The sequence below is a fragment of the Arthrobacter sp. lap29 genome, assembly GCF_032458965.1.
In the GTDB taxonomy this organism is placed as follows: domain Bacteria; phylum Actinomycetota; class Actinomycetes; order Actinomycetales; family Micrococcaceae; genus Specibacter; species Specibacter psychrochitiniphilus.
On record NZ_JAUCEK010000005.1, the window covers coordinates 195,194 to 219,464 of the forward strand.

26 protein-coding genes are annotated in these 24,271 nt (G+C 59.5%); 7 read left to right on the plus strand and 19 right to left on the minus strand.

Translation table 11 applies throughout. From position 1 onward, the window contains the following. Nucleotides 1-118: 118 nt before the first annotated feature. From RY113_RS10505 to RY113_RS10520, 4 genes are all read right to left on the minus strand, one after another. Nucleotides 119-460, minus strand: a complete 342-nt coding sequence (locus tag RY113_RS10505; protein ID WP_110105821.1) for an Lsr2 family protein — start codon at nucleotides 458-460, stop codon at nucleotides 119-121. Between the two features lie 96 nt (nucleotides 461-556). Beyond that, nucleotides 557-709: a hypothetical protein gene (locus RY113_RS10510; RefSeq protein WP_170120936.1), complete on the minus strand. Its 153-nt coding sequence runs from the start codon at nucleotides 707-709 to the stop codon at nucleotides 557-559. 14 nt (nucleotides 710-723) lie between these two features. Next, entirely contained in the window at nucleotides 724-2,172 is a 1,449-nt protein-coding gene (gene lysS, locus RY113_RS10515) for a lysine--tRNA ligase (protein ID WP_110105946.1), read from the minus strand. A gap of 167 nt (nucleotides 2,173-2,339) precedes the next feature. Further along, nucleotides 2,340-3,380: a LacI family DNA-binding transcriptional regulator gene (locus RY113_RS10520; RefSeq protein ID WP_315914510.1), complete on the minus strand. Its 1,041-nt coding sequence runs from the start codon at nucleotides 3,378-3,380 to the stop codon at nucleotides 2,340-2,342. A gap of 165 nt (nucleotides 3,381-3,545) precedes the next feature. Between RY113_RS10520 and RY113_RS10525 the strand changes: the two genes are divergently transcribed. From RY113_RS10525 to RY113_RS10535, 3 genes are read left to right on the plus strand one after another with little or no spacing between them, the layout of a single operon-like run. Next, nucleotides 3,546-4,541: a nucleoside hydrolase gene (locus RY113_RS10525; protein ID WP_315914511.1), complete on the plus strand. Its 996-nt coding sequence runs from the start codon at nucleotides 3,546-3,548 to the stop codon at nucleotides 4,539-4,541. 56 nt (nucleotides 4,542-4,597) lie between these two features. Next, on the plus strand, nucleotides 4,598-5,968 hold the full coding sequence (locus tag RY113_RS10530; RefSeq protein WP_315914639.1) for an MFS transporter: 1,371 nt from the start codon (nucleotides 4,598-4,600) through the stop codon (nucleotides 5,966-5,968). Next, the gene (locus RY113_RS10535) at nucleotides 5,965-6,900 is read left to right on the plus strand and encodes a ribokinase (RefSeq protein ID WP_110105819.1); all 936 of its coding nucleotides are present in this window, start codon (nucleotides 5,965-5,967) and stop codon (nucleotides 6,898-6,900) included. Before RY113_RS10530 ends, RY113_RS10535 begins: the two co-directional genes overlap by 4 nt. Before the next feature lie 103 nt (nucleotides 6,901-7,003). Here RY113_RS10535 and panC read toward each other — a convergent pair whose 3' ends face one another. The 14 genes from panC to dacB all read right to left on the minus strand — a co-directional run bounded on the left by panC (nucleotide 7,004) and on the right by dacB (nucleotide 20,876). After that, a complete protein-coding gene (gene panC, locus RY113_RS10540) occupies nucleotides 7,004-7,951 on the minus strand; it encodes a pantoate--beta-alanine ligase (RefSeq protein ID WP_315914512.1) in 948 nt (315 codons plus the stop codon). Between the two features lie 62 nt (nucleotides 7,952-8,013). Continuing rightward, entirely contained in the window at nucleotides 8,014-8,937 is a 924-nt protein-coding gene (locus RY113_RS10545; protein ID WP_315914513.1) for a DUF2520 domain-containing protein, read from the minus strand. Then, complete coding sequence (locus tag RY113_RS10550) at nucleotides 8,927-10,411, minus strand: PH domain-containing protein (RefSeq protein ID WP_315914514.1); 1,485 nt, start codon at nucleotides 10,409-10,411, stop codon at nucleotides 8,927-8,929. The genes RY113_RS10545 and RY113_RS10550 overlap by 11 nt, the downstream gene beginning before the upstream one ends. Beyond that, nucleotides 10,408-10,890 (minus strand): PH domain-containing protein, encoded by a 483-nt coding sequence (locus RY113_RS10555; protein WP_245932117.1) that lies wholly within the window; start codon nucleotides 10,888-10,890, stop codon nucleotides 10,408-10,410. The genes RY113_RS10550 and RY113_RS10555 overlap by 4 nt, the downstream gene beginning before the upstream one ends. A gap of 31 nt (nucleotides 10,891-10,921) precedes the next feature. Then, nucleotides 10,922-11,425 carry a DUF3180 domain-containing protein gene (locus RY113_RS10560; protein ID WP_110105815.1) on the minus strand — a complete coding sequence of 168 codons (504 nt, stop codon included), beginning with the start codon at nucleotides 11,423-11,425 and terminating at the stop codon, nucleotides 10,922-10,924. Nucleotides 11,426-11,522: 97 nt separating this feature from the next. Beyond that, on the minus strand, nucleotides 11,523-12,047 hold the full coding sequence (folK, locus tag RY113_RS10565; RefSeq protein ID WP_110105814.1) for a 2-amino-4-hydroxy-6-hydroxymethyldihydropteridine diphosphokinase: 525 nt from the start codon (nucleotides 12,045-12,047) through the stop codon (nucleotides 11,523-11,525). Next, the gene (folB, locus tag RY113_RS10570; RefSeq protein ID WP_110105813.1) at nucleotides 12,044-12,451 is read right to left on the minus strand and encodes a dihydroneopterin aldolase; all 408 of its coding nucleotides are present in this window, start codon (nucleotides 12,449-12,451) and stop codon (nucleotides 12,044-12,046) included. The genes folK and folB overlap by 4 nt, the downstream gene beginning before the upstream one ends. Beyond that, nucleotides 12,448-13,401, minus strand: coding sequence for a dihydropteroate synthase (gene folP, locus RY113_RS10575; protein WP_315914515.1), 954 nt, complete (start codon nucleotides 13,399-13,401; stop codon nucleotides 12,448-12,450). The genes folB and folP overlap by 4 nt, the downstream gene beginning before the upstream one ends. Nucleotides 13,402-13,412: 11 nt before the next feature. Continuing rightward, nucleotides 13,413-14,000: a GTP cyclohydrolase I FolE gene (folE, locus tag RY113_RS10580; RefSeq protein WP_308467752.1), complete on the minus strand. Its 588-nt coding sequence runs from the start codon at nucleotides 13,998-14,000 to the stop codon at nucleotides 13,413-13,415. 19 nt (nucleotides 14,001-14,019) lie between these two features. Continuing rightward, entirely contained in the window at nucleotides 14,020-16,095 is a 2,076-nt protein-coding gene (ftsH, locus tag RY113_RS10585; RefSeq protein ID WP_315914516.1) for an ATP-dependent zinc metalloprotease FtsH, read from the minus strand. 399 nt (nucleotides 16,096-16,494) lie between these two features. Then, nucleotides 16,495-17,046, minus strand: coding sequence for a hypoxanthine phosphoribosyltransferase (gene hpt, locus RY113_RS10590; RefSeq protein WP_110105810.1), 552 nt, complete (start codon nucleotides 17,044-17,046; stop codon nucleotides 16,495-16,497). A gap of 64 nt (nucleotides 17,047-17,110) precedes the next feature. After that, nucleotides 17,111-18,193, minus strand: a complete 1,083-nt coding sequence (gene tilS, locus RY113_RS10595) for a tRNA lysidine(34) synthetase TilS (RefSeq protein WP_315914517.1) — start codon at nucleotides 18,191-18,193, stop codon at nucleotides 17,111-17,113. Further along, a complete protein-coding gene (locus tag RY113_RS10600) occupies nucleotides 18,193-19,341 on the minus strand; it encodes a zinc-dependent metalloprotease (protein ID WP_110105809.1) in 1,149 nt (382 codons plus the stop codon). The genes tilS and RY113_RS10600 overlap by 1 nt, the downstream gene beginning before the upstream one ends. 131 nt (nucleotides 19,342-19,472) lie before the next feature. After that, nucleotides 19,473-20,876 carry a D-alanyl-D-alanine carboxypeptidase/D-alanyl-D-alanine-endopeptidase gene (dacB, locus tag RY113_RS10605; RefSeq protein WP_315914518.1) on the minus strand — a complete coding sequence of 468 codons (1,404 nt, stop codon included), beginning with the start codon at nucleotides 20,874-20,876 and terminating at the stop codon, nucleotides 19,473-19,475. A gap of 183 nt (nucleotides 20,877-21,059) precedes the next feature. On the opposite strand from dacB, the gene RY113_RS10610 reads away from it, so the two are divergent. Further along, a complete protein-coding gene (locus tag RY113_RS10610) occupies nucleotides 21,060-21,548 on the plus strand; it encodes an inorganic diphosphatase (RefSeq protein ID WP_110105807.1) in 489 nt (162 codons plus the stop codon). A 90-nt stretch (nucleotides 21,549-21,638) separates the two neighbouring features. On the opposite strand, the gene RY113_RS10615 is transcribed toward RY113_RS10610, so the two are convergent. Further along, entirely contained in the window at nucleotides 21,639-21,779 is a 141-nt protein-coding gene (locus RY113_RS10615; RefSeq protein ID WP_170120935.1) for a hypothetical protein, read from the minus strand. A gap of 27 nt (nucleotides 21,780-21,806) precedes the next feature. On the opposite strand from RY113_RS10615, the gene RY113_RS10620 reads away from it, so the two are divergent. From RY113_RS10620 to RY113_RS10630, 3 genes are read left to right on the plus strand one after another with little or no spacing between them, the layout of a single operon-like run. After that, a complete protein-coding gene (locus RY113_RS10620) occupies nucleotides 21,807-22,793 on the plus strand; it encodes a hypothetical protein (RefSeq protein WP_315914519.1) in 987 nt (328 codons plus the stop codon). Beyond that, nucleotides 22,790-23,572, plus strand: a complete 783-nt coding sequence (locus RY113_RS10625) for a hypothetical protein (RefSeq protein WP_110105805.1) — start codon at nucleotides 22,790-22,792, stop codon at nucleotides 23,570-23,572. The genes RY113_RS10620 and RY113_RS10625 overlap by 4 nt, the downstream gene beginning before the upstream one ends. Continuing rightward, nucleotides 23,572-24,096 (plus strand): RDD family protein, encoded by a 525-nt coding sequence (locus tag RY113_RS10630; RefSeq protein ID WP_315914520.1) that lies wholly within the window; start codon nucleotides 23,572-23,574, stop codon nucleotides 24,094-24,096. The genes RY113_RS10625 and RY113_RS10630 overlap by 1 nt, the downstream gene beginning before the upstream one ends. Nucleotides 24,097-24,271: the final 175 nt, after the last annotated feature.

The following is a 24,271-nucleotide window of genomic DNA, read 5'->3' on the forward strand; positions in this document are numbered from 1 at the left end:
GGCGTGTTCGCCACAGGGGAAATAAGAATCCTTGATCCTGCTGGTTAAAGTACGACGGCGGGGCCACCTCATGAGGTGGCCCCGCCGTCGTTCTTGGGTGGGCTAAGCGTGGAAAAGCTTACGCCTGACCGCCCTGCGCTGCATGGTAGGCATCGCGAATCTCTGCCTGAATGCGGCCCCGTTCGTGGACTTCGAACCCATTTTCACGAGCCCAAGCACGGATCTGAGCTACGTCGCTGCCAGATTTGGGGGCAGTCGCAGCTCCGCGACCACGGACCGCACGGCCTCCTGCACGGCGCCCGGCAGCAATGTATTTGCCAAGTGCCGTACGCAATGCTTCTGCATTCTCGTTTGAGAGGTCAATTTCATAGCTGATACCGTCCAGCCCAAAGGTGACATTTTCATCAGCGGGGCTCTGGTCAATATCGTCTACAAGTGTGATGTGAATTTTCTGTGCCATGGGGAGTAATCGCCTAACATAGATTTAATGAATACTTCTGAATAAATTATGGTTCGAAAATTCTTTCACGTCAAAGTTCAATCAATAGCAGCGCCGTTAGCTGCCTTGTTCACCGGAGGAATCCGCTTCCCGCTCCGCCTTTATCATTGCTTCACGCTCTGAACGATCCGCATTGAATATTGCCTTCATGGCGAAGTAGAAAAGTGCACCAACACCCAATGATGGCAGAATAACTGCAATGTATTCCATTTTCTTTGCTGCTCCTACTCTGGCTTCATCAAGGGAAAGAGAATGGCTTCCCGAATACCAACACCTGTGAAGAGCATGACCAAACGGTCAACACCCAGGCCCAGACCCCCCATGGGTGGGGCACCGTATTCCAAGGCCCGCAGGAAGTCTTCGTCCAACTGCATGGCTTCAGGGTCTCCTGCCGCCGCTGCCAGTGATTGCTGGGTCAAACGTTCGCGCTGGATTACCGGGTCAATGAGCTCAGAGAATGCTGTTCCGGTTTCCCGGCCGTCAATAATCAGGTCCCACGCCTCAATGAGGTTTTCCTTGTCCCGGTGCGGACGGGCCAGGGGCTGGGCCGAGGGCGGGTAATCGCAAACGAAGGTGGGCTGAATTAGTGTCGGTTCTACAATTTCACCAAAAAGTTCCGTGACAAGCTTTTCAGCATCCCAGGCCGGATCAATTTTGATGTTGCGCTCGTTCGCAATGGCGCGCAATTGCTCTGCCGTTGTCTCGGGGGTGATTTCCTGGCCAACACCGTCGGAGAGGCCCTGATAGACGGGTAGCCATGGCCATTCTCCGTCGAGGTTAATTGGTCCGCGATCAGTTTCAATGACACGTGAACCCACGGCATCTGCTGCCGCAAGAATAATGCGCTGCATGATTTTTGCCATGGTGAATTGATCACCATAAGCCTCATAGGCTTCCAGCATGGTGAATTCCGGGCTGTGCGTTGAATCGACCCCTTCATTGCGGAAGATTCGGCCCACTTCAAAGACCTTATCCATGCCCCCAACCACTGCACGCTTCAAGTACAGCTCAATTGCAATACGCAAAGTCATGGGCTGGTCAAAAGCGTTAAGATGCGTGTGGAACGGGCGGGCTGAAGCCCCACCATGGATGAGCTGCAAAATGGGCGTTTCAAGTTCAATGTATTCTTCGCCGTGGAGCGTGTCCCTGATGGCCTTGACGATGGCTGAGCGCATCCGTACTTGGTCGCGGGCGGTGTCGCGGACAATCAAGTCAACATAACGCTGGCGCACACGCATTTCTTCGGAGAGTTCTGCGTGCAGAACAGGCAGCGGGCGAAGCGCCTTTGATGCCATAGCCCATTCGGATGCCATGATGGAGAGTTCACCGGTACGGGAGCTGATGACCTCACCCTTGAAGAAGACGTGATCGCCTAGGTCAACCAGAGCCTTCCAGTCGGCCATCGCGCCTTCGCCCACATTTGCGAGCGAGAGCATGATCTGCAGACGTGCTCCGGCACCCGATTGAAGTGTGGCGAAGCACAGCTTGCCCTTGTTACGTATATACACAACCCGGCCGGTGACACCAGCCACATCACCTGTTGCTGTGTCTGCTTCAAGTTCCAGATATTTTGCGCGGATCTCTTCGAGTGTGTGGGTCCGCGCCACCCCAACCGGGTAGGCCTGTTCGCCTCGTTCAAGCAACTTGGTTCGCTTGTCCAAACGGACAAGCATTTGCTCAGAGGCGTCATTGGGTTCAGGGGAAAGGGTATTTTCTGCGCTCACGAGTTAACAGCTTAGTTGGTGAATCTGGGTGAATCCTACGTGCCTAGTTTTCCACCCTCTTACTAGCCTCCCCTCACCTTCCCTGCAGAAGAGTTCTACTCTTCTTTGTGACGGTTCTAGGCGGGCTCTGCGGTAGAGCCGCGCACTACCAGCGTGGCCGGCAACGTCTTGGGTACCGTCTGCGCAGCCTCTCCAGCCATGAGCTTCTGTAATTCCCTACCGGCGAGCCGCCCCATTTCCAGTGCCGGTAAATGCACTGTGGTGAGGCCAGGATTCGAAGTTGCAGAATATGGCAGATCGTCAAAGCCAGTCACTGCTAGCTCTTTCGGAACAGCCAGTCCCGCAACACGCGCTTCCTGCAGAACCCCGTAGGCGTGGGTGTCTGTTGCACAAACGACGGCGGACACCCCCTTGTGCGACCAATCCGACCAGGAGTCAGTGAACGCCAGAGCCGCCGCACCGACGTCAATCATGGAACTGCCTTGGGCCACCACTTTGAGTCCGAGCTGGGCTGCGGAACGGTGGAAGGCCTCGCGGCGCACACGGAACGTCTCCGTACCTGTTGAGCTGTCAAGATAAGCCACCGCAGCGTGCCCTTGCGCTTCCAGGTGGAGTGCCAGCAAGTGGGCGCCGTGGGCAACATCGAAGTTGATTGAGGGTGCTGCGCTGGTAATACCGGCGGCATCCAAAAGCACCATGGGATCGCTCATTTGAAGCTCGGCCAAAAAATGTGCACTGGGGGCGTCAACTAACAAACCCGCCGGGCGCAGCGCCAGCAGCTTGCGCACATCTTGCGGTGCGGGGGTTTGCCCGGCCTCGGTCACCGAGAGCAGTAATTGGAAGCTCTCGCCTAGAACTTCCTTAACACCGGCAATGACCTTGGCAAAGAAGGGATTGGAAACATCCGGGGCCACCAAGATGACAATATTGCTGCGCCCCTTGGCGAGTGAGCTGCCCAAACCGTTGACAACATAACCCAGCTCGGCAACAGCTTCTTGGACCTTGGCAATGTTTTCCTTTGAGACCCGGCCCGCGGTCTTGCCGCTGGTCACCAGTGAAACCGTTGCTACTGAGACTCCGGCCCTGGCTCCCACCATGGCAGCCGTGACACGCACGGACCCTTCGCGGGGTACAGAGGAGGTTTTAAAATCATCCATGCAGCGATCCTATCGAGGCCACTGCGGAGTTGTTATAAGCGCAATGGATCAAACGCTTAACGTAAAGTGCGTTAAGCGTTTGACGTGAGGTGCTTTTCGGTGCCAGACTAAGCGCTGAGCAAGATCCCGGCCCGCCGGAATCCCCCCAACGACGTGGAGAATTAAGTGAATACGGAACAGAACCTCACCGCAGGTCTCACGGCCCCCACCGGCGCGCCCCGCAAGATCATCCTTGACTGCGATCCCGGTCATGACGACGCTGTAGCGCTGCTTTTGGCACACGGCAACCCGAACATTGAGCTGCTCGCCGTGACCACGGTGGTGGGTAATCAGACCCTTGAAAAGGTCACCCGTAACGCCCTTTCCGTGGGTACCATTGCCGGCATCACCGGCGTCCCCTTTGCCGCGGGCTGCGACCGCCCGCTGGTGCGCACCATTGAAACGGCGCCAACAATTCATGGCGACTCCGGCATGGACGGCCCCGATCAGCCCGAGTCAAGAATCGAGCTTGACCCGCGCCACGCCGTTGACCTCATCATTGAAACTGTTATGGCGCACGAGCCCGGCACAATCACCTTGGTGCCCACTGCCGGCTTGACCAACATTGCTATGGCTGTCCGCAAGGAACCACGCATCGTTGAGCGCGTGAAGGAAGTTGTCCTGATGGGCGGCGGTTATCACGTGGGTAATTGGAGCCCTGTAGCTGAATTCAACATCAAGATTGACCCCGAGGCCGCACACATTGTCTTCAATGCGGGCTGGGAAGTTCTCATGGTGGGCCTTGACCTCACGCACCAAGCACTCGCCACACCCGAGGTTGTTGCCGCCATCGAGGCTGTGGGCACAAAACCGGCCAAGTTCGTTATGGAACTCATGGAATTCTTCACGCAAACCTATAAGGACGCCCAGGGCTTCGACTACCCACCGGTCCACGATCCCTGCGCCGTGGCCTACGTCATCGATCCAACAGTTATGACCACCCAGAAGGTTCCCGTTGACATTGAGCTCACCGGCACACTGACCTTGGGTATGACCGTGGCCGATTTCCGCGCCCCGGCACCGGCCGGCTGCAAAACCTCAGTGGCTGTGAGCCTTGATCATGAGAAGTTCTGGAACATGGTCACCGATGCCCTGGTACGCATTGGCGAGGTTGACTTGTGAGCCACCCTCTCTCCACCACGAATAAGTTTGCCAAGACCGGCAACATCACGGCCCTCATGGTGGCGTTGCTAACTGCCTGCATTGCCTTCCAGCTCAATGCCTCCATGCTCAGCCCGGCGCTGGTCACGATGGGCGAGGAACTCAACGCCAGCCAAGCGGCCATTGGCCTGTCCCAAACGTGGTTCTTCACCGCGGCAGCTGTGTTCTCCTTGTTCCTGCCCCGCCTGAGCGACATCATCGGGCGCAAAAAGGTCCTGATCTCCATGATGGCAATGATGGGCGTTGGTTCCATCATCTCGGCCATGGCCCCAGACATCACGTGGCTCTTTGTAGGCCGGATCATTCAAGGCATTAGCGGACCCACTGTTCCGTTGTGCCTAATCATGCTCCGTTCCGCCGTGCGGGATCCCAAGAAGTACGGCGCACTGATGGGCCTTGTCACGGCCGTCAATGGCGGGATCGCGGGCATTGACTCCTTCGTGGGCGGCTACTTTGCCGAACACTTTGGCTTCCGCAGCATTTTCTGGCTCATGGTTGTTGTGGCCGTGATCGCTACTGTGCTAATCGCGTTCCTCGCCCGTGAATCAAAGCCCGGCGAAGGCACGAAGATGGACTGGCTTGGCGTATTTTTCATTGTTATTGCCGTTGGCGCCCTGCTGACCGCACTGAACGAGGCCACCAAGTTGGTGGGCAGCTTCACGCCCGGTCCGTTGCTGAGCGCACTGGCCTTGGCTCTGGTCTCCGTGCTAGCTTTCATGGCGTTCTGGACAGTGGAGAAGCGTTCGGCGCATCCCATGGTGGAGATTGTGCACCTGCGCCAGCGCTCCACTTGGGCGCCGCTGCTGACAACAACGCTGACCATGACCGGTATTTTTGCCGTGATCAATGGCATTGTGCCGGCCTTCGTGCAGGGCGCCGATCCCGGATTTGGGATCGGCGCCACCGAGATGAGCCTGCTAATCCTGACCCCTTACGCTCTACTCGGCTGGGTTTTTGGCCCCATCACAGGCCGTCTGGCCCCGGTGTTTGGCTACACCAAGATGCTCAGAATTGGCCTGCTGGGCAGCATTGGCTCCCTCGCCATCATCGGCTTCCTGGGCTTGCATAGCCTGCCGTGGATGATTGCTGGAACCGTATTGCTGGGCATTATGTATGCCGGTACGGTGAACATCATGCTCAACGGTCTTGGTGTGGTGCTGTCCCCCGAAGGAAACCCTGGCTTCCTGCCTGGCATGAATGCCGGCGCTTTCAATCTAGGTGCCGGGCTCAGCTTTCTAGTGCTGCCGGCCATTTTAGTAGCAACGGCTCCACTAGGTGGCCACGGCTCCTATTTGACAGTGGTTGTTGTGGCCTTGGTTCTGAGCGCCGCCGCGTTCGCCGCCTCGTTGCTGGTGCCTAAACCCCTCGATGCCGAGGTGGGTCCATGAAAGCTTCCAGAATTGTTGTTGCCGGGTCCCTGAACGCAGATCTGACCATTTATACAGAACGCCTGCCCTCCCCCGGCGAAACCCTGCATGGCCACGGTTTTGCCATCAATCCCGGCGGCAAGAGCGCAAATCAGGCAGTTTCCGCCGCCCGCTTAGGCGGCAATGTCACTCTCTTGGGTGCTGTTGGAAGCGATTCCAACGGTGAGATGCTACTGGCTTCCACGGCTGGTGCCGGCGTTGACGTCAGCCACGTCCGGCGAGTCAGCGAACCCACGGGAGTTGCCATCATCTCGGTTGATGCCCGGGGCGAGAACAGCATCATCATCTCTGCCGGCGCTAACGGTACCCTCTCCCCCGCGGATATGAACCCGGAGCTGTTCAACGGCGCCGGCGTGGTGTGCCTGTGCCTAGAAGTTCCTCTGGAGACCGTGCAGGCTGCTGCCCAGGCAGGGCACGACGCCGGAGCAAGCGTCCTGCTCAACCTCTCTCCGTACGCTGCGATCACCACAGAGCTGGCACAACTGAGCGATGTTTTGCTCGTCAACTCCCACGAGGCCTCGCAATTCCTTGATGGCTTCATCATGCCTGCCCCGGATGCCCCGGTAGCCGCGTGGCTTGGCGCCGTGGAGAAGTTCGCCGGACGTGGATTGCATCAGGTTCTAGTCACACTAGGGGCGGCGGGATCCATGGTGCTGGACGCACACAACATAGATAATCCAGTAGTGCGCATAGCCCCGACAGCCGTTGACGCCGTGGACACCACTGGAGCCGGTGATGCTTTCACAGGCGCCGTTGCCGCCCGACTCGCAGCTGGCAGCACCCTTGTGGAGGCTGCCCGCTACGCCTCTGTTGCGGCGGCATTGGCTGCTACCAAGAAGGGCACCCAGACGGCCTACCCCTCAGGCACAGAAGTAGACGCCATCCTCCAGTGATGCGCACCAGCAATTTGCTCTAAGAAAGCCCCGACCATACTCTGGCCGGGGCTTTCCATTCTGCTCTGCGCACAGTTCCGGTTGCCGCGTGAGGGTGGCGGCGTCAGCCCAAGGGCATGTTATCTATGAGCCGAACCGGGCCCACCTTGGCAGCGATCAGCACCAGAGCCTCGCCGGTGAACGGCGTGTCCTGGCAGTTTTCGCCGCGAACTTCCAGCGTGGCCGGATCTACTACTTCCAAGTAGTCCAGGTCAACGCCTGGGGCGCTACGCACTAAATCCACGGCGGAATCAATGTCCAGTGGTTCATGGGCATCGGCCCGGCGCTTCAGGAACGCCAAGGCACGGAAGAGTACCAGGGCGGATTCACGCTCCTGCTCCGAGAGGAAACGGTTCCTGCTCGAAGAGGCCAGCCCGTCCGCATCACGCACGGTGGGGACGGGAACAATCTCTACCGGGAAGTTCAAATCAGCCACCATCTTGCGCACCAAGGTGAGCTGCTGGGCGTCCTTCTGCCCAAAATAGGCCCGGTACGGTAGACGCCCGGCAGCATCAGGGGCCGCCAATCCACGCCCGGGCATGCCCACGTGCAATAGTTTGGCGACTACCGTCAACGCGCCGTCAAAATGTCCGGGGCGTGAGGCGCCCTCGTACATGTTCCCCAGCTTCCCGGCCGTGATCCGCACCATCGGCTCCCCCGTGGGGTACATTTGCTCCACGGTTGGGGCGAACATGAAATCAACGCCCACCTTTTCCAGCAGCGCCAGATCGGCATCGGTGGTGCGCGGGTAGCGGGCCAGATCGGTGGCGTCACCAAATTGCAGTGGGTTCACAAACACACTGGCCACCACCACGGAGTTCTCCGCCACCGCGGCCGCCGCCAGCTGGGCGTGGCCATGGTGCAGGGCACCCATGGTGGGCACCAGGGCCAGGGTACCGACTGCCCGCGCCCCAGAACCTACCTCGCCGCCTCCGGCCCCGGCCCTGGACACTAGCAGCGCGGACGTTTTGGCCTTCAGCTCGGCAATGGTCCTTACAAGTTCAATGCTCATGGTCTTCTCTCATCAACGCTTCTTACAACTGCCGCACCACCCGTCACCCAGGTGAGAGGAACCTAGCTTCCGGCTACGCCCGTGTCAGCTTCGTCGTCGGGCATCAACGCCGCCTGGATACCAAGATACGCCTCCGCGGAAAGCATCCGGCGCTTGGCCGCCCGGGCAGCCGTGCTGGCAGACATGGCCAGGTACGCGTCAAGGACGTCAGCGGAAGAAGTGTCCAGCGCGTACTCGCGTAAGGCGGACGCGTGGGCCGCCACGGTTCCGGCATCCCCGCGCGCCACCGGACCGGTCAGTGCCGCTTCCCCCGTGGTCAGTGCATTCTCCAAGGCTGCACGCAGCAAGGGACCCAGCACCTGGCCACTTGACTCCACGCCAATATCAGCCAATATCTGCCCCGCCTGGGCCACGAGAGTGACCATGTGGTTCGCCGAATGCGCCAGTGCCGCGTGGTAAAGGACACGGTCAGCCTCGGCAATAACCACCGGTTCCGCCCCCATCTCCACCACCAGTGCTTGGGCGATGGGCAGCATGGCGGGCTCGGCGCTCACTCCGAAGCTGCAATCAACCAGCCGCGTAAGGTCTAGGCTCATGCCGGTGAAGGTCATGGCCGGATGCAGAGCCAGGGGAATCCCACCGGCCGCCTTGACAGGGGCCAGCACCGCCGTACCGAAACGTCCCGAGGTGTGCGCCACCAACTGCCCGCCCTGCCATGCCCCCACGGCGCCCAGCCCCGCAACAAGATCGCTCAGGGCATCATCCGGAACAGCCAACAGCACCAGTTCCGAGCGTTCCACAATGTCAGCCACGTCAAGGACCGGGACTCCTGGCAGCAGCAGTTCCGCCCGCTCACGGGATTCCTCTGACACCGCAGAAACACCCACAACAGCGTGCCCGGCACCGCGCAGCGCCGCCCCAAGGACTGCTCCGACCTTGCCAGCTCCAATGATTCCAATGCCAAGCCTGCCAGGCTTAATCGCCATTTTCCGTCTCCTCAGGGAGTTCTTGTGGTGCCGCGGATGCGAGCCATTTCTCGTCACGGTGGATCCGGCGTGCGGTTGCCGCGCGGGCGGCTTGTTCATTAAAGAGTGCCAATGAGTTGGCAACTGACATGTGACGGACCAAAGGCCTGATGGGGCCAACAGTGGAATGCAGTTCGAAGCTGGCCAGGCCCAACACCGCCATGAGCGGGCCTTGGTGCAGACCGAGGGATTGGGTCCGCTCATGCGGCACCACCTGCAAACGCCGGACGATCCTGCCATGGCGGCACAACAGGGCCGTTTGGGTGGCCCGGAAAGCGTTATAACGCCAGGCAAAGGGATCGAGCCAGCGGGCGGAGGGCGGGGAATGCACAAAGCCCTCCCTATTACCGGGGCCCTTGAGCCCTGCGGTAAACACCTCGAAGGGATTTTCCACGCCGGGGTCCGGAAATACCAGTCCCAGCACGGCCATGACTTCGGCTAATGTTCCGGCCGGGAGCATGACGGTCCGTGAGCCATGATCCGAGGAATCGGCCCCATAACCGGCCACGTTCACATGAACCTTGTACCAGCCAAAGGGGCGCCACATGGGCCCCTGGCTAATACCAACCGCTTGGATCCGGCCCGGCGGAATGGTCTGAGCTCTCGTTTCCAACAGGCCGTAGTGCAGGCGGATGCCATCAGGTGAGAGTGCAATCCGGAAGTTAAAGTCACCTGTGATGGCTTTCCAGTAAGAGGCTGCCAACCCAATGAACAAGGGCACGGCAGCAACTAAAATACCGAGCTCACCGCTCCACACAGTAGCTACCACCACGGCACCCACCACCAGCAGGGCGGTAACCGTGGTCCCGCTGAACACGGCGGCGCCAATAATTCTGGTCGGTTTCAGGGCTAGAACGTGACTTTCCGGCGCCTCCGCCACCTCGGTCGGTGCCAGAGGGTCAACGGACAGGCCTGCCGCACGGGCCAGAATCGCGGCCCGGAGCCGCTTGGCCTCCGCCAGCTTAAGGAAGGACAAGCGCATGGCCGACTTCCCGCCGTCGGCCACATCAAATTTCAGCTCCGCCAAGCCAAAGGCCCGCGCCAGCAGGGGTTGGACCACATCAATAGCCTGCACCCTGTCAATGCGGGCTCGGCGCTGCTGACGGAACACCACACCGGAGTTGATGTGCACGTGATCATCGGTGACCTGGTAGCGGGTAAAACGCCAGGATAAGAAGAACGCCAGGCCAAAGATCACAGCAGAGGCAGCCACCACAAGCACCATGATCAAAAACGCCATGCCGCCAGGAGTGGGCAAGGCACCTTCAATCCCGTCGCCGGAAAATATCGAGTCCAGCGAGTTTCGGCCAAAGACAAACATGACGGCAACAACTGCCACCCAGCCGCGGACCAAGGGTGAGACGGGATGAACCCGATGCCATTGCTCCGGCGCGTCCGTACGAAAGGGCTGCTCTTGGAAGAATTGTTCGCTCACAAGCCGGCCAGTTTCGCCTCACCGCGGGCCGATAACTGTTCTCTCAGGCGCCCGGCCTCGGCTGCCGGCAGCCCGTTGAGGAGCGCATTGGTCCCGGGCGAGGCCGTATGCAAATGAATGGTGCTCAAACCCAGCATGCGTTCCAAGGGCCCCATGGTGACATCCACATATTGCATGCGCCCGTAGGGAACCACCATGACCCGGCGGAACATGATCCCGCCACGGATAAGCAGATCATCGTCCCGTTCGGCATAGCCGATGGCCCGCACCTGGCGTGGAATAAGAATCATTTCCCAGAGAAGAATCACCACCACAATGATCGGAGCCAGCCACGCCAACCAGGCCGGATAACCGGCCCAAACTCCGCTGCGGTGCAGGATCAGCGGTACGGCCGTGATGGCCAGGACTAGCAAAGCCCCGATTACCGCGGTGATGAAACGGGCAATTACGAGTTTCCCGGAGACAGGAAGAAAAACCACGCCCTCAGGATCAATTGAGTGGCTCTGAGATTTAGGCAAACCCTTCCTCCCCCTGTGCTTCACGCTTGGGCCGGGTGGTGGTGCCGGGTTCGTTGTCTTCCGGCGGCACCTTGCAAAAACGCTCCACCATCACACCGATGGCCACCATGACGAGCCCGCCGGCCAAGTGGGCCACCATGACCCAGATAATCGAAAGATCGCTGCGCATGGCAATAGTTGGCAGCTGGTTGATGAGGATGCCGGCATGCCAGCCGAAAAGTACGGCACCAGCATAGGCGCAGGCCTGCGCCAAGATCACTGTCCGGGCAGCCAACAACGGATCGAGTGCTTTTTCCCGCTTGCCGTCACGCCAACGGCGCACCTTCAGGCCCAGAATGAGGCAGACCACGGATATCAAGCCCATGGTGATCAGCGAGCTCAGCGGCAGCACAGGAAGGGCCAGGCTGGCCCGGGACGTAAGTTCCGTACCCACCCAGGCAAGGACAGCCAAAACAATAGCTACGCCTACCAACCACGCGGGCCTGATAGTCCGCATCGTGCTTCTCATTGTTGCCTCATCGCTTCATTGGTGACTACTTATTTAACCGTACTGGTTTTTGGGCCGTTGGGAATTCGTAGCCTTAGGGAAACTGCTAAGGTGCCAGTGCTGCGGGTTCATCTGGCACATGGAAAATCCCTGCCATGTCAGGAGCGGACTGGGCCAGTTGCGCCACAGATTCGCCCACTAGGGTGGCGTTGGGGTCCATGAGTGACCAGGGGTAGAGCACAAACGCTCTTTCGCCCGCACGCGGGTGCGGCAGCGTCAGCACCGGGTCTGAGCTTTGCTCGTCCCCGTAAATGATGATGTCAACGTCTAGAGTGCGGGCGCCCCAACGCACCTCACGGGTGCGGTGATGAAGGCTTTCCACAGCCTGGCAGTGTGCCAAAAGTTCCCGGGAGGTCAGCGTTGTCTCCACGGCAATAACCATGTTCAGGAAGTCCGGCTGCCCGGCCGGCCCGCCAACAGGCTTCGTGGACACCACGGGAGAAACGTTTTGCAGCCGCACTTCGGGGCGGTCCACAAGATCACCCACGGCGCTTTGCAAAGTACCTTCGCGTTCACCGAGGTTGCTGCCAAGAGCCAAAATGGCCCGGGTCAGCACACGGGTGGCGCTCATGAGCTCTCCACGGCCGTGGTGGCGGGCTGCACCGATTCACGGGTACGGAAAACAGTGATGCTGACATCCCCAAACGGCACCTGGATGGGGGCCTTGGGCTTGTGAACTGTCACTTCAACAGCCTGAACCACGGGAAAGTCAGCCAAAATCTTCTCGGCCAAGCACACACTCAGCGTTTCAATCAGGTCAAAGGCCTCACCTGTCACTACAGCCACGATGGCTTCTGCCACGGCGCCATAATCTGCCGTCTTGGACAAGTCATCCGTGGCAGCGGCCGCACCCACATCCATGTGCAGGACGGCGTCGGTGATGAACGGTTGCCCGTCCCTTTTCTCATGCTCAAAAACACCGTGGTACCCAATGGCCGTAACTCTCGTCAAGCGGATCGTGTCAAGCACGCTCACTGTGCTGCACCGGCGGCTGCAAGACGCTCTTCACGCCTTTTCTTCCCCTGCAGGAGCCGTGCGGCTACCTTTGCAGCGTCAAGGCTGGCGCCGACGTCGTGCACCCTAACGCCCCAGATGCCCTGCGTACCGGCCAAGGCCGTAGTGGCTGAGGTGGCGTCGTCGCGTTCTTTCGGGGCAGCGGCCTTGCCCGCACTGGTCAAGAGCGATCCAAGGAAACGCTTCCGCGAGGTACCCACCAGCACCTTGTTGCCCAACGCCGTCACCCGGTCAAGGTTTGCCAGCAGTTCCCAATTTTGTTCGGCATTTTTGGAGAAGCCAATGCCCGGGTCAAGGATCAGATTTTCTGCCTTGACTCCGGCGGCGTAGAAACGCTCACGAATCTCGCCGAGTTCGGCCACCACGTCCTGCACAACATCCGTGTACTGCGTAAGTGAATCCATGTGGCGTGAGTCCCCGCGGCTGTGCATCAAAACGTACGGGACTTGGCGTTCGGCGATCAGCGCGATCATGTCCTCATGTACGTTGGTGCCAGAGATATCATTGATCATCCCTGCCCCGGCATCCAGCGCCAGCGCTGCGGTAGAGGCGTGGCGGGTATCCACGCTCACCAGTGCACCGGCCTTGGCCAAGGTGCCAATGACATGCAGGATGCGCTCCTGCTCTTGGGCCGCTGAGACTTCCACTGCACCGGGGCGCGTGGATTCACCGCCCACGTCGATGATGTCCGCTCCCCCATAAAACATGCGCAGCCCATGGGCGATCGCGGTCTCGGTGGAGTCATAGTCACCGCCGTCACTGAAGGAGTCCGGGGTGCAGTTCAAGATACCCATCACCACGGCACGGTCTGTGGGCAGAGCGGCAAAAGTTGCCAGCGACTTACGGGCCCGCAGAACGGGCAGAGGCGAGGTGGCCGGGCCCGTTCCGGGCGCAGCAGCGAGGGAATCCATGGTGTTTAGTTTTACCTTCCGAGAATCAGGGACATGGCTTCAGCCCGGGTTGCGGGTTCGTGAAGCAAGCCGCGGACAGCGCTTGTGACTGTCTTGGCCCCTGGTTTACGCACGCCACGCATGGACATGCACATATGTTCACATTCAATGACGACAATGGCGCCACGAGGTTTAAGATGCTCAATCAGGGCATCCGCAATCTGGCTGGTGAGGCGTTCTTGCACCTGTGGACGCTTGGCATAAATATCCACCAACCGTGCCAGCTTGCTCAATCCCGTCACTCGCCCGTCCGACGACGGGATGTAACCTACGTGGGCACTGCCGTGGAACGGCACTAGATGGTGCTCACAGGTTGAATAGAACGGGATGTCCTTAACCAGCACCATTTCCTCGTGGGAGATGTCAAAGGTCACGCCCAAAACTGCTGCGGGGTCCTGGTGTATGCCGGCAAAAACTTCACCATAAGCCTTGGCAACACGTTTGGGTGTTTCCAGCAGACCGCTACGCTCCGGATCTTCACCAATGGCCAGAAGAATTTCCCGCACAGCAGCCTCAATGCGCGGCAAGTCCACCTTGTATTCATCCTCGTATTCAGTCACGGATGTGATCTTACCGGGATTAGGGCTGGCCTGGGAGCTGAGGGGCGTCACCCTTGCCCAGATCGATGCCAGGAGAGTTACCGGGTGCGTCGAGTTCTCCACTGAGCTGTGCCTTGGCGATCTGATCCTCAGGGGAGAGCGTTTCAGGGTTCGGCTCACCCGCGGCTGCGGCTTCGCGGCGTTCCTTTTCAGTGATGACAGGGGGCAGGTCCGAGACCGGGCGGGATTCTTTAGACAGCCAGACCCGACGCTGGGCGGGCTTGCGCAGATCAATGAAGATCTTTGCAATCTCGGCCTGGTTCAGCGTTTCACGTTCCAGCAGTTCCAGCGCCAACCGGTCCAAGATGTCACGGTTCATGATCAAAGCCTCGTACGCGTCATCGTGAGCCTGGTCGATGAGCTTGCGGACTTCCTCGTCAACCATGGAAGCAACCGCTTCGGAGTAGTCCCTGTCATGGCCTGCCGAACCACCCAAGAACGGTTCGCCGGCCGCCGTACCCAACTTCACGGCACCAATGCGCTCGCTCATGCCGTACTGCGTGACCATGGCGCGCGCAGTTCCGGTGGCCTTTTCAATATCATTTGATGCACCAGTGGACGGATCGTGGAAAACGATCTCCTCAGCAACACGGCCACCCATGGCGTAGGCCATCTGGTCCAGCAGTTCATTGCGGGTGATTGAGTACTTGTCATCCTCCGGAACCACCATGGTGTAACCCAGGGCGCGGCCGCGCGGAAGAATGGTGATCTTTGTGACCGGAGCCGTGTTGTGCATGGCTGCGGCAACCAACGCGTGTCCACCCTCGTGGTACGCGGTGATCTTGCGCTCCAGTTCCTTCATGACGCGGGTGCGCTTCTGCGGGCCTGCCATGACGCGGTCAATTGACTCGTCCAGGGCCCTGTCATCGATCAGCTGGGCGTTGGAGCGGGCTGTCAACAGGGCAGCCTCGTTGAGCACATTGGCCAGATCGGCACCCGTGTAACCGGGAGTCTTCTTAGCAACGGCGTTCAGGTCAACACCGGGAGCCATGGGCTTGCCCTTGGCGTGCACCCGCAGGATCTGTTCACGGCCCAAACGGTCCGGAGCCTCCACGGGGATTTGACGGTCAAAACGGCCCGGACGCAGCAACGCGGGGTCCAGGACGTCGGGACGGTTGGTCGCGGCGATCAAGATGACGTTGGTTTTGACGTCAAAGCCGTCCATTTCCACCAGCAGCTGGTTGAGGGTCTGCTCGCGTTCGTCATTACCGCCACCAATGCCGGCACCACGGTGACGGCCAACGGCGTCGATCTCGTCAACAAAGATGATGGCCGGGGAGTTGGCCTTGGCCTGCTCAAAGAGGTCGCGGACTCGGGAAGCACCCACGCCAACGAACATTTCAACAAAGTCAGACCCTGAAATGGAGTAGAACGGCACATTGGCTTCGCCTGCAACGGCGCGGGCCAGCAGGGTCTTGCCGGTACCGGGAGGGCCGTACAGCAGCACGCCCTTGGGGATCTTGGCACCCACAGCGGTGAACTTGTCGGGGTTTTGCAAAAAGTCTTTGATCTCGTGGAGTTCCTCAACGGCTTCATCAGCACCGGCAACATCATTGAAGGTCACCTGCGGGTGGTCCTTGGTGAGCAGCTTGGCCTTGGACTTGCCGAACTGCATGACCTTGTTGCCGCCGCCTTGCATGCGGGAGAACAGGAACCAGAAGATCAAACCGATCAGGACGAACGGGATGAGGAGGGAGAAGATGCTCGACCAAAAGTTATTGGACGCAGGCTGGTCATCAAACTTCGCCAGCTTGGCGTTATCAATGACCTCCGGCAGGGTGGTTGCGCGGTAGTTGCCGTAGAAGAACTGGACGTTTTTGCCCTGGTCCTTGCCGTCGGCATTGACATAGTTGTCCTTGAGGATCATGTCCACTCGGCCTTCGGAACCAAAGATCTTAGCTGAGGCAACCTTGTCATTTTTGAGCAGGCTCAGGCCATCTGAAGTTCCAATGCGGCTTTGGCTTGTGCCGGTCAACGTAAATAGGCCGGCTCCAATGAGCACAACAACCACAATGATCCAGATAAATGGACCCTTGAAGAGTTTTTTGACTTTCATGTGTTCGAGGCCAGGCCTCGTCCCTTCCGCTCAACCAATTCATACTCGTACAGGACGCTACCGGCACGTCCCCGACTAATAGCTTTACACCGTTCGTCTTGCTACACGCACAGGATCGCCCTTTAGTTCCCTGAGGGCATAACGAATTCGGCAATTCTGCAATTGTTGCTCGCTCCAGGATCGCTTATTGACTCTCGAGGAGTAAAAGCCACTATCTGAGTGTGCCGCCCTGAGCTTATGCGCCTGGTTGACTGCTGCCATGGCACAGCCTTCACAATGACGCCGCTGCAGGTGCTTCGCGTGCTCATCATTAGAGCGGCAGGGCCCGTCACGGCGCGACAACGCTTAAAAGGTTGCGCGCCCGCTTCCATAGAGGGAACGGGCGCGCCACAGTGCACTTTATTCGTAAATGTGCGGTGAGAGGGTGCCGATGAAGTCCAGGTTGCGGTACTTTTCAGCAAAGTCCAGACCGTAGCCCACAACAAATTCATTGGGGATCTCGTAACCCACATACTTGACGTCAATCTCAACCTTGGCTGCGGCAGGCTTGCGCAGCAGGGTGCAGATTTCCACCGAAGCCGGTCCGCGCGACATCAGGTTGGCGCGCAGCCATGACAGGGTCAGACCCGAGTCAATGATGTCTTCAACAATGAGCACATGCTTGCCCATGAGGTCGGTTTCCAGGTCCTTCAGGATCCGGACAACGCCGGAGGACTGGGTGCCGGAACCGTAGGAGGAAACAGCCATCCAGTCCATGGTGACGTGGCTGTGCAGGGCGCGGGACAGATCAGCCATGATCATGACAGCGCCCTTGAGAACTCCCACCAACAGGACATCACGGCCCTGGTAATCGGCATCAATCTGCGCGGCCAGTTCGGTTACGCGTGTTTGGATTTGTTCTTTGGTAAAAAGAACGTGCTTGAGATCGGCTTGGACGTCTTGTGAATCCACCCATGACTCCTGTTTGTGAAGGATTGGTACTGGTTTTTAGGCTGTTTCTTGGTGCGTGTTGCGCTCAACTGCTGCGCTTAAGAACAAGCTTCCCATAGCTGGCGCCTTCGTGGGGAACACTGTGCTTGCGGGAAATTCGCCAGGCACTGACTTTTCCGGCCAGTTGCACCGGTCCGGCCGATCCGCTCCGGGCTAACAGTGTTTCGGCGGCAGCCAGCCGTTCAAGGCTGGGCTGCACCCCTCCAAGTTCGACGGCGGCCAGCGCCAACACTCTCATCCGTAGGGCCGCAGGCAGTCCCCTGAGGCCGTTCTCGCTCAGTGCAATCTGTGGGAATTCCGTGCCTGATTCGGTGCTGCGTTGCGCCAAGGTGACATATTCTGCTGCGGCAAGTTCATCAAGGAAGTCAGCGTCGTAACCCAAAATGGTAGCCGAGCGTGCCAGCGACGCCGCCACACCAGGGCCAAGTTCGGCACCGAGGAACGGGAGCACCGTGTTGCGTACGCGGACTCGCAGATAGGCGGGGTCTTGGTTGGCGGGGTCGTGCCACGGGGTCAGGCCCAGGGCCTGACATATGGCCAATGTCTCATCGCGACGCAACCCTAAAAAGGGGCGGACATACATGCCGCGGCGTTCACGCATGCCGGCCAGGGAGCGGGTTCCGGAGCCACGGGCCAGCCCCAGCAAAACGGATTCCGCCTGATCATCTAGGGTGTGACCCAAAAGTACCTGATCGGCGCCCAGCTGGTGTGCTGTCGCCTCAAGTGCCCCAAAACGGGCAGCGCGAGCAGCTGCTTCAGGGCCCGCGCCGTCGTGCTCTAGGTCCACGGTCCGCACCACAACCGGGTCCAGGCCAAGCCCGCGCAACTGCCCGGCGGTGGCTTGAGCAACCTCGGCACTGCCTTCTTGCATCTGGTGGTCAACCACCACGGCCCCCACCCGCACCTCGCCACGCGTGGCAAAAAACGCACACACGGCGGCCAGCGCCAGAGAGTCGGGGCCGCCGCTACAGCCCACCAGGATCAGTGGCGGATTCTGGACTGGGCGGTTCTTACCGGTGGTTTTCAACCCGAGCAGACCGCCCACCATGGCCCGGGCCTTGCCCACGGTCGGATCGAGCCGGCCTCGGGAGGTGCCCTGCGCCGTCATTAGAGCCCCATCCGTTCAACCCAGAGGCGGGCGTTGTGAATTTCTTCCTCCGTGGGCAGATTTTCCACTTGGGTCCACACGTTATTGAATCCCTCCATGCCGACAACGCCAACGGCGTCGCGAACAAATTTGGCACCATCGCTGTACTGACGCATTTTGGCGTCTAGGCCCATCAGATTGCGGATGAACTTTTCAATCACACCGCGGTCCTTGCTGCGGCTGTTGAAGCGCTGGCGAATGGTGCGAACTGTGGGGACAATACTTTGGTCAACACCGTCCATGACCACGTTGGCGTGCCCTTCCAACAAGCTCATGACCGCGGTTAAATGCGAGAGTGCCGCCTTTTGATCAGGGTTCTGGATCAGGTCAAGGACACTGCCGCGGTGAGCTTCACCAGCGGGAGCCGCCGCCTTCTCCTTCTTGCTGCCCAGTGATTTGGCAGATTCCAGAAGGCGCTCACCAAAGTTCTCGGAGTCACCCACCAACAGAGCCCCGAGCTTCTCAATCTCACCGAGCATGTGGTGGCGCAGCCACGGCGCAGCAGCGAATTGGACCCGGTGGGTCTGCTCGTGCAGGCAGACCCAGAGCCTGAAATCGGCAGGGTCAACTTTCATCTCACGCTCAACCGTGATGATGTTTGGCGCCACCAGCAAAAGCCGCCCACCCGAGGCCTGCTGTTTGGGCGAGGCGGAGGGCGCCAACGCGGCAAAGGGATCGTACTGGCCCAAAACTTTGCTGGAAAGGAACGCCAGGGCGCCACCCAACTGGGCACCCGTAACAGTGGCGCTCAGTGCGGATCCGCCGGTGTTGCCCGCCTTGGACGATTCGGCTGCCTTGGCAGCGAGTGCGCGTAGTACGGGGTCCATCATGACTTCAAAGCTCTGAGTATTAGCCTTGGCCCAAGAGGCCCTATCGACTATGAGAACCTCAGAATCACGCAGATCCCTTGCCGCTTCGAGCTGGGAGATTTCATGGACGTAGGGCACCGAGCGTTCGGCCATCAGGCGCATATTTTCCACGGCTGCGGATATTTCCGAGCCCGATAAGGCCGGCCCGGCAGGCGCCAAATTGGCAGCTGTTCTGGCCGCGAGGCCCCAATTGACCATAGTGGGAGGTGGTGTGGCTGCGTCATTGCTGTGCGGGCTCATGAATCCATCAGATCACAATTCCCTGACAAGGCGCTGGCCACTGACAGCTGCGCTAGGTCCGTGCACTACGTCCGTGGCCGCGGGAGCACCTGGGTGCGGTTAGCCGTGGGTCAGGTTAGCCGTGGGTCAGGTTAGCTCTGGGCCAGGATGGTGGCGGCGTCATCAACTACGGGACGGGCGGCGCCCGCGCCGCCGCTCAAACCATTGCCCAGTATGGAGAAGGCCAACAACCGGCCGTGGGAGTTGATGACGTAACCGGACAGGGCGGTCACTTCATTGAGTGAGCCCGTCTTGGCCCGCACCAAACCTGCGCCAGCCAGATCAGGCGCCGTGACAAAGCGCTGCGATAGTGAGCCGCTCAGCCCGGCAATGGGCAGCCCGGGCAGGGCTTGGCCAATGTCAGAGGAAGGGTCCGCCAGCATAAGCAATATCAGTGCCACCAAACGCTCGGAACTGATCAAGTTGCCAACTCCAAGGCCACAGTTGTCAGTGGTGAGAACACCGTCCATGGACAGCCCCAGCGCTTCCGCCACTTGGCGAACAGCTGCCACGGAGCCCGCGTTGCTGGCTGCGCTGCCCAACTTCACGGCCACCATCCGGCCCAGGGCTTCCGCCACATAGTTATCAGATTCAGAAAGCATGTACTGGACTTGCTCGGCAACAGTGGCTGAGTCCACGCTGGCTAGTACAGCACCGGCCCCAGCCCCGGTGGTGCGGGAAATTAAATCCGTGGTGGCTACGCCGGCGTCTGCGAGCGCATCGGAGAACGTCTGTGCCGCCGTCATAGCAGAATCCTGGGGCCGCGGTCCGCTGAGCACACCAGGTTCGTAGCGCCCGACGTTCAGCGCAAGCGGGAAAATAGGGGCAATTTCACCGGCCTCAACGTCCCCTTCCGTCCACTGGGGATTCAGCGCGGCGCCCGTAAACAAGGTGTCATCCACCTTGAGGGTAACCGGGCCCTTGACCCCCGCGGCGGCGAGGGCTGTGGCGGTTTCGGCCGCCAAGTCGGCCAGCCCGGCATGCCCTAGGGTGGCTTCCGGATCGCCTTCCCCGGCGCCAAGCATGGTGTCTCCGCCGCCGCGCAACACAATGTCATTGGCCGTGGCCCCGGCCAGGACTTGGGTAGGCAAACGGGTGCCGGGGCCTAGCGTGTCCAGGGCTGCCGCCGCTGTCAACAATTTCAAGTTCGACGCCGGTGTCCGCGCTACCTGCCCATCCTGGGAGAACAGCGCCTTCCCGGAAGAAACATCGCTGACATACATGCTGAAGGTGCCCGCGCCGTCGTACTTCAGGGCCTGGCTCAACTCGGCTGAGAGTTTGGCCGTGTCAGGCAGTGGAGCCTCGGCGGAGAGGGGTGAAATTCCGCTCAGCGTGCTGATACTGGTGGGTGCCAGCTGGGCGGCGGGTACAACGGCCACCGCGGCCGGATCTTGAGGAAGGAAGGCAGGGAGCAGATTCAGTCCCACCGGCACCGTAACGGCGGCCAATGCACAAATGAGCAAGCCACTCGTCACAGCTTTTGACGTGCGTCCCATGAAATAGGCGGTTCCTTCACAGCAGGTGGCTTCGGCTCGCGGCCTCAGCAAAAGGGCAATATTGTGCCCAAAAAGAACGGGCGGGTTTTTAGCGCAACAAAAGCGCCTATATCCTCATACTAGACTCAAATCCTGTGCCGGGCTGGGTTCGCCCGCACACACAACATCATGAGGAGCATAACGATGAAGCACGACGTCACCATCGAGATCCCCCGCGGATCACGCGTCAAGTACGAAGTTGACCACGAGACCGGCCGCGTGCGCCTGGACCGCGTGTTGTTCACCTCCATGGCGTACCCCACGCACTACGGCTTCTTCGATGACACCCTCGGCGAAGACGGCGATCCTCTGGACGCCCTAGTGCTGTTGCAGGACTTTGACCTGCACCCAGGCGTTGTGGTGGATGCCCGCCCCATCGCCGTATTCAACATGACGGACGAGTCCGGTGGAGACGCCAAGGTTCTCTGTGTTGTTGATGACAAGCGCTTTGATCACATTCAGGAACTTTCCGATGTGGACGAATTCCTGATCAAGGAAATCGAGCATTTCTTCACCCGGTACAAGGACCTGGAGCCCGGCAAGTGGGTCAAGGCTGAAGGCTGGGCCGACCGCGCCGCCGCAGAAGCCGAGCTGACCGCCTCCATCAAGCGCTACAAAGACACACAGCACTAATTCTCCGCTGCTGGCCAAGCACCGAGACTGACACACGCCGACGGCGTGCCATAGCGTCCAGGGAGGTTGAAATTTCGACCGCCGTGGCCACTATGGCACGCCGTCGGTTCTTTCTTTTAAGTTCACCCCTGCTGCCATGGACAGTTCTGCCCATGGCAGCACCTCTGAGCTGTCAATAGACTGGCCATTGTTCAATTCCTCTTCTTCTTGAGCTTCCATAAAGGAGCTCACAGGATTCACAGTCTCGAAAGGACAGCCATGGACGGTTTTATTGGCGCTGACATTGCTGACCTTCGGGACTTCGCCAAGACCATGGACAAGGCCTCCCATGCCCTGTCACAGCAAGCACAACTGCTCTCCAACGTGGTGAACCAGTCCCGCGGATGGAAAGGGCCAGACGCCGACCGTTTCCGGCAAACATGGAACTCGTCGCACCGCCCCACCCTTGCTGCCACGTCCCGCACGTTGGCGGAAGTTTCCACCATGCTGCGCAAGAATGCTCAGGAACAGGAAACGGCAAGTTCGACCGCCAGCATTGATGGCACTGGGGAAAGTTGTGTTGCTCCGGCACCTCAGGACAATGGTTGGAACGCACAGAACACTCTGATCGATTGGGGTAAGGCGCTCGTTGGCGGACTCTCAAAGGGCAAAGATGCGCTCACTTACCTCAAAGACTGGAAGGGCCTACTGTCAAGCAAAACGATTTTCGACCTCAAGGGGAAACTACCCAACTTCGCTCAGTTTGGGGACGACTTCAAAAATGCTCTTGGCGTCTTCACCAAGGCTGATGGAATAGTCGGCAAGATCGGTACCGGGCTCAAGGCCTTCGGTCGGTTCGCGGGCGTGGCCGCCGCACCCTTTGCCATTGGGGGCGGCATCCACGACATGTTCTGGCCCGACCACGACGGCGGACGGGGAGTCATGGACCGTATCTCCGGCGGAATGAGCGTGGTGGCCGGAGGCGGAAGCCTCCTCATGGCCGTGGGTCTGCTCAGCAACCCTGTGGGCATTGGAATTGTTGTAGGTGCTGGAGTTATCGCTGCCGGGTGGGCCGTTGGTAACTTGATTGCCGACACTAAATGGGGCCAAGCCATGGGGCGAGGGATCGCAAACGCCGCTGGTAATGTCTTTGATGGGGCCAAAAAGGCCGTTGGCGGCGTAGTTGAAGGTGCCAATAATGTTGTGAACGGGGCGAAGAATTTCTTCTCGAATCCCGTTAAGAGCCTTGGAGGATTGTTCGCATGACCACCGAGAAAACCATTGAATGGACCCAACGGGACATCCAGTGCGCAGAGTCCGTGCTCGCGAATTCAACCGGCGAGGGCTTCAGCCTGCCCATGTTGACCGACGAAGAAATAGTGGCACTTGACGGGCTGGAACGCTCCCAAGCCGTGGCCCTGCCCTGGCTTGACCTGCACACCGAGCAAAGGGAGCTCGCCTGTAATGTGGCGCTACGCTCCCTCTTGTCTAAAGGATTGGCTTTCCCGCTCATAGGGGAAGGGGAGACAGCACCATCCGGGCTTGGTGCAGCGGATGAAATCACCGGCATTTTAACTCTTCGGCGGTTGGGCGAACGTGTTGTTACAGCGGAGCTGACCAAAGACGGTGACCGTGTATGGATGTACGGCTATGTGCACGCGGACCAGGTACTTGAAGAAGTCGTGGACAGTGCCGGATCACACACTTTCACAGTTGTCAGTCGCCTCGAGTTCCCCGATCGTCTCATGACCTTGGCCAATGCCGCCGAAGTTGATTGCGCTGATGGCGACCCCCTGTCATTTACGGCAGAGAGGTTCGCGCAAGTTGCCGAAGCCACATTAAAAGACACCCGGGGCGTGACAACCATTTCGGCCATCAGCCTGGATCCGGACACTTTCAGGCACTACACCATCTACACCCAGGGTGATCAGCTCCATGGCATGAGCGCCAGCGAGGACAACGGTATGGCAATGCTGAATCTGGCAACAATCTCCCGGGCCACTGGTGTGGGAGCAATTCGTGAAGTTGTGGAGGCGGGCCTGTAGTGTCTTTTCTTCCTCCGCATCAGTCCAACAACCATGCCCCTGTGCCTGTTGGCTCCTGGAATCCCAAAAGAACCGCTCAATTCGGCAATGGCACGTGGGGGGTCCGCGCCAGTGATGGGAAACTCATTGGCGCATGGGCCTTGGATTTTGCCGTGGTCATGGTGTTGACTCTCATAGTGGCCCTAGCCATGGGAAAAAATGGCGCGGCCACAGCAATCGTTGCTGGAGTTGGCACCTGGATTGCCAGCTCTTGGATATATGGCTTCTTGTGCCTGCGCGGCCACACTCTGGGCACTTTGGCTGGGGGCACCCAACTTGTAAAACTCCGTGACGGAAGTGCACCGGGGTTCTGGCGGAGCGGTTGGCTCATGTTCCTGCGCACAGTACTTTTCCCCGGCTGGCTGATAGTGATTCTCTTTGCCATCCTTGGCGCAGGAGACCCAAACGTGGCTTCCAAAAGCACTTATCACGCCAGCATCGACAAGCAGCAAACGCGGGCATTGCAAACTGCGATGAGACCCTGATCCAACCCTTTGTATTGACTTGAAGATGCTACAAGCCAAGACTTGAGGCACCTGCCCCGCCGCACCGGCGGTTGGCCTGGGACAAGGGGATTTCTCACCATGAGCACCACAGCCAATCCGCTCGGAGCCAAAGCTCAACAGCAACCTGATCCCCGCCCTGATCTTGCTGGGCAGT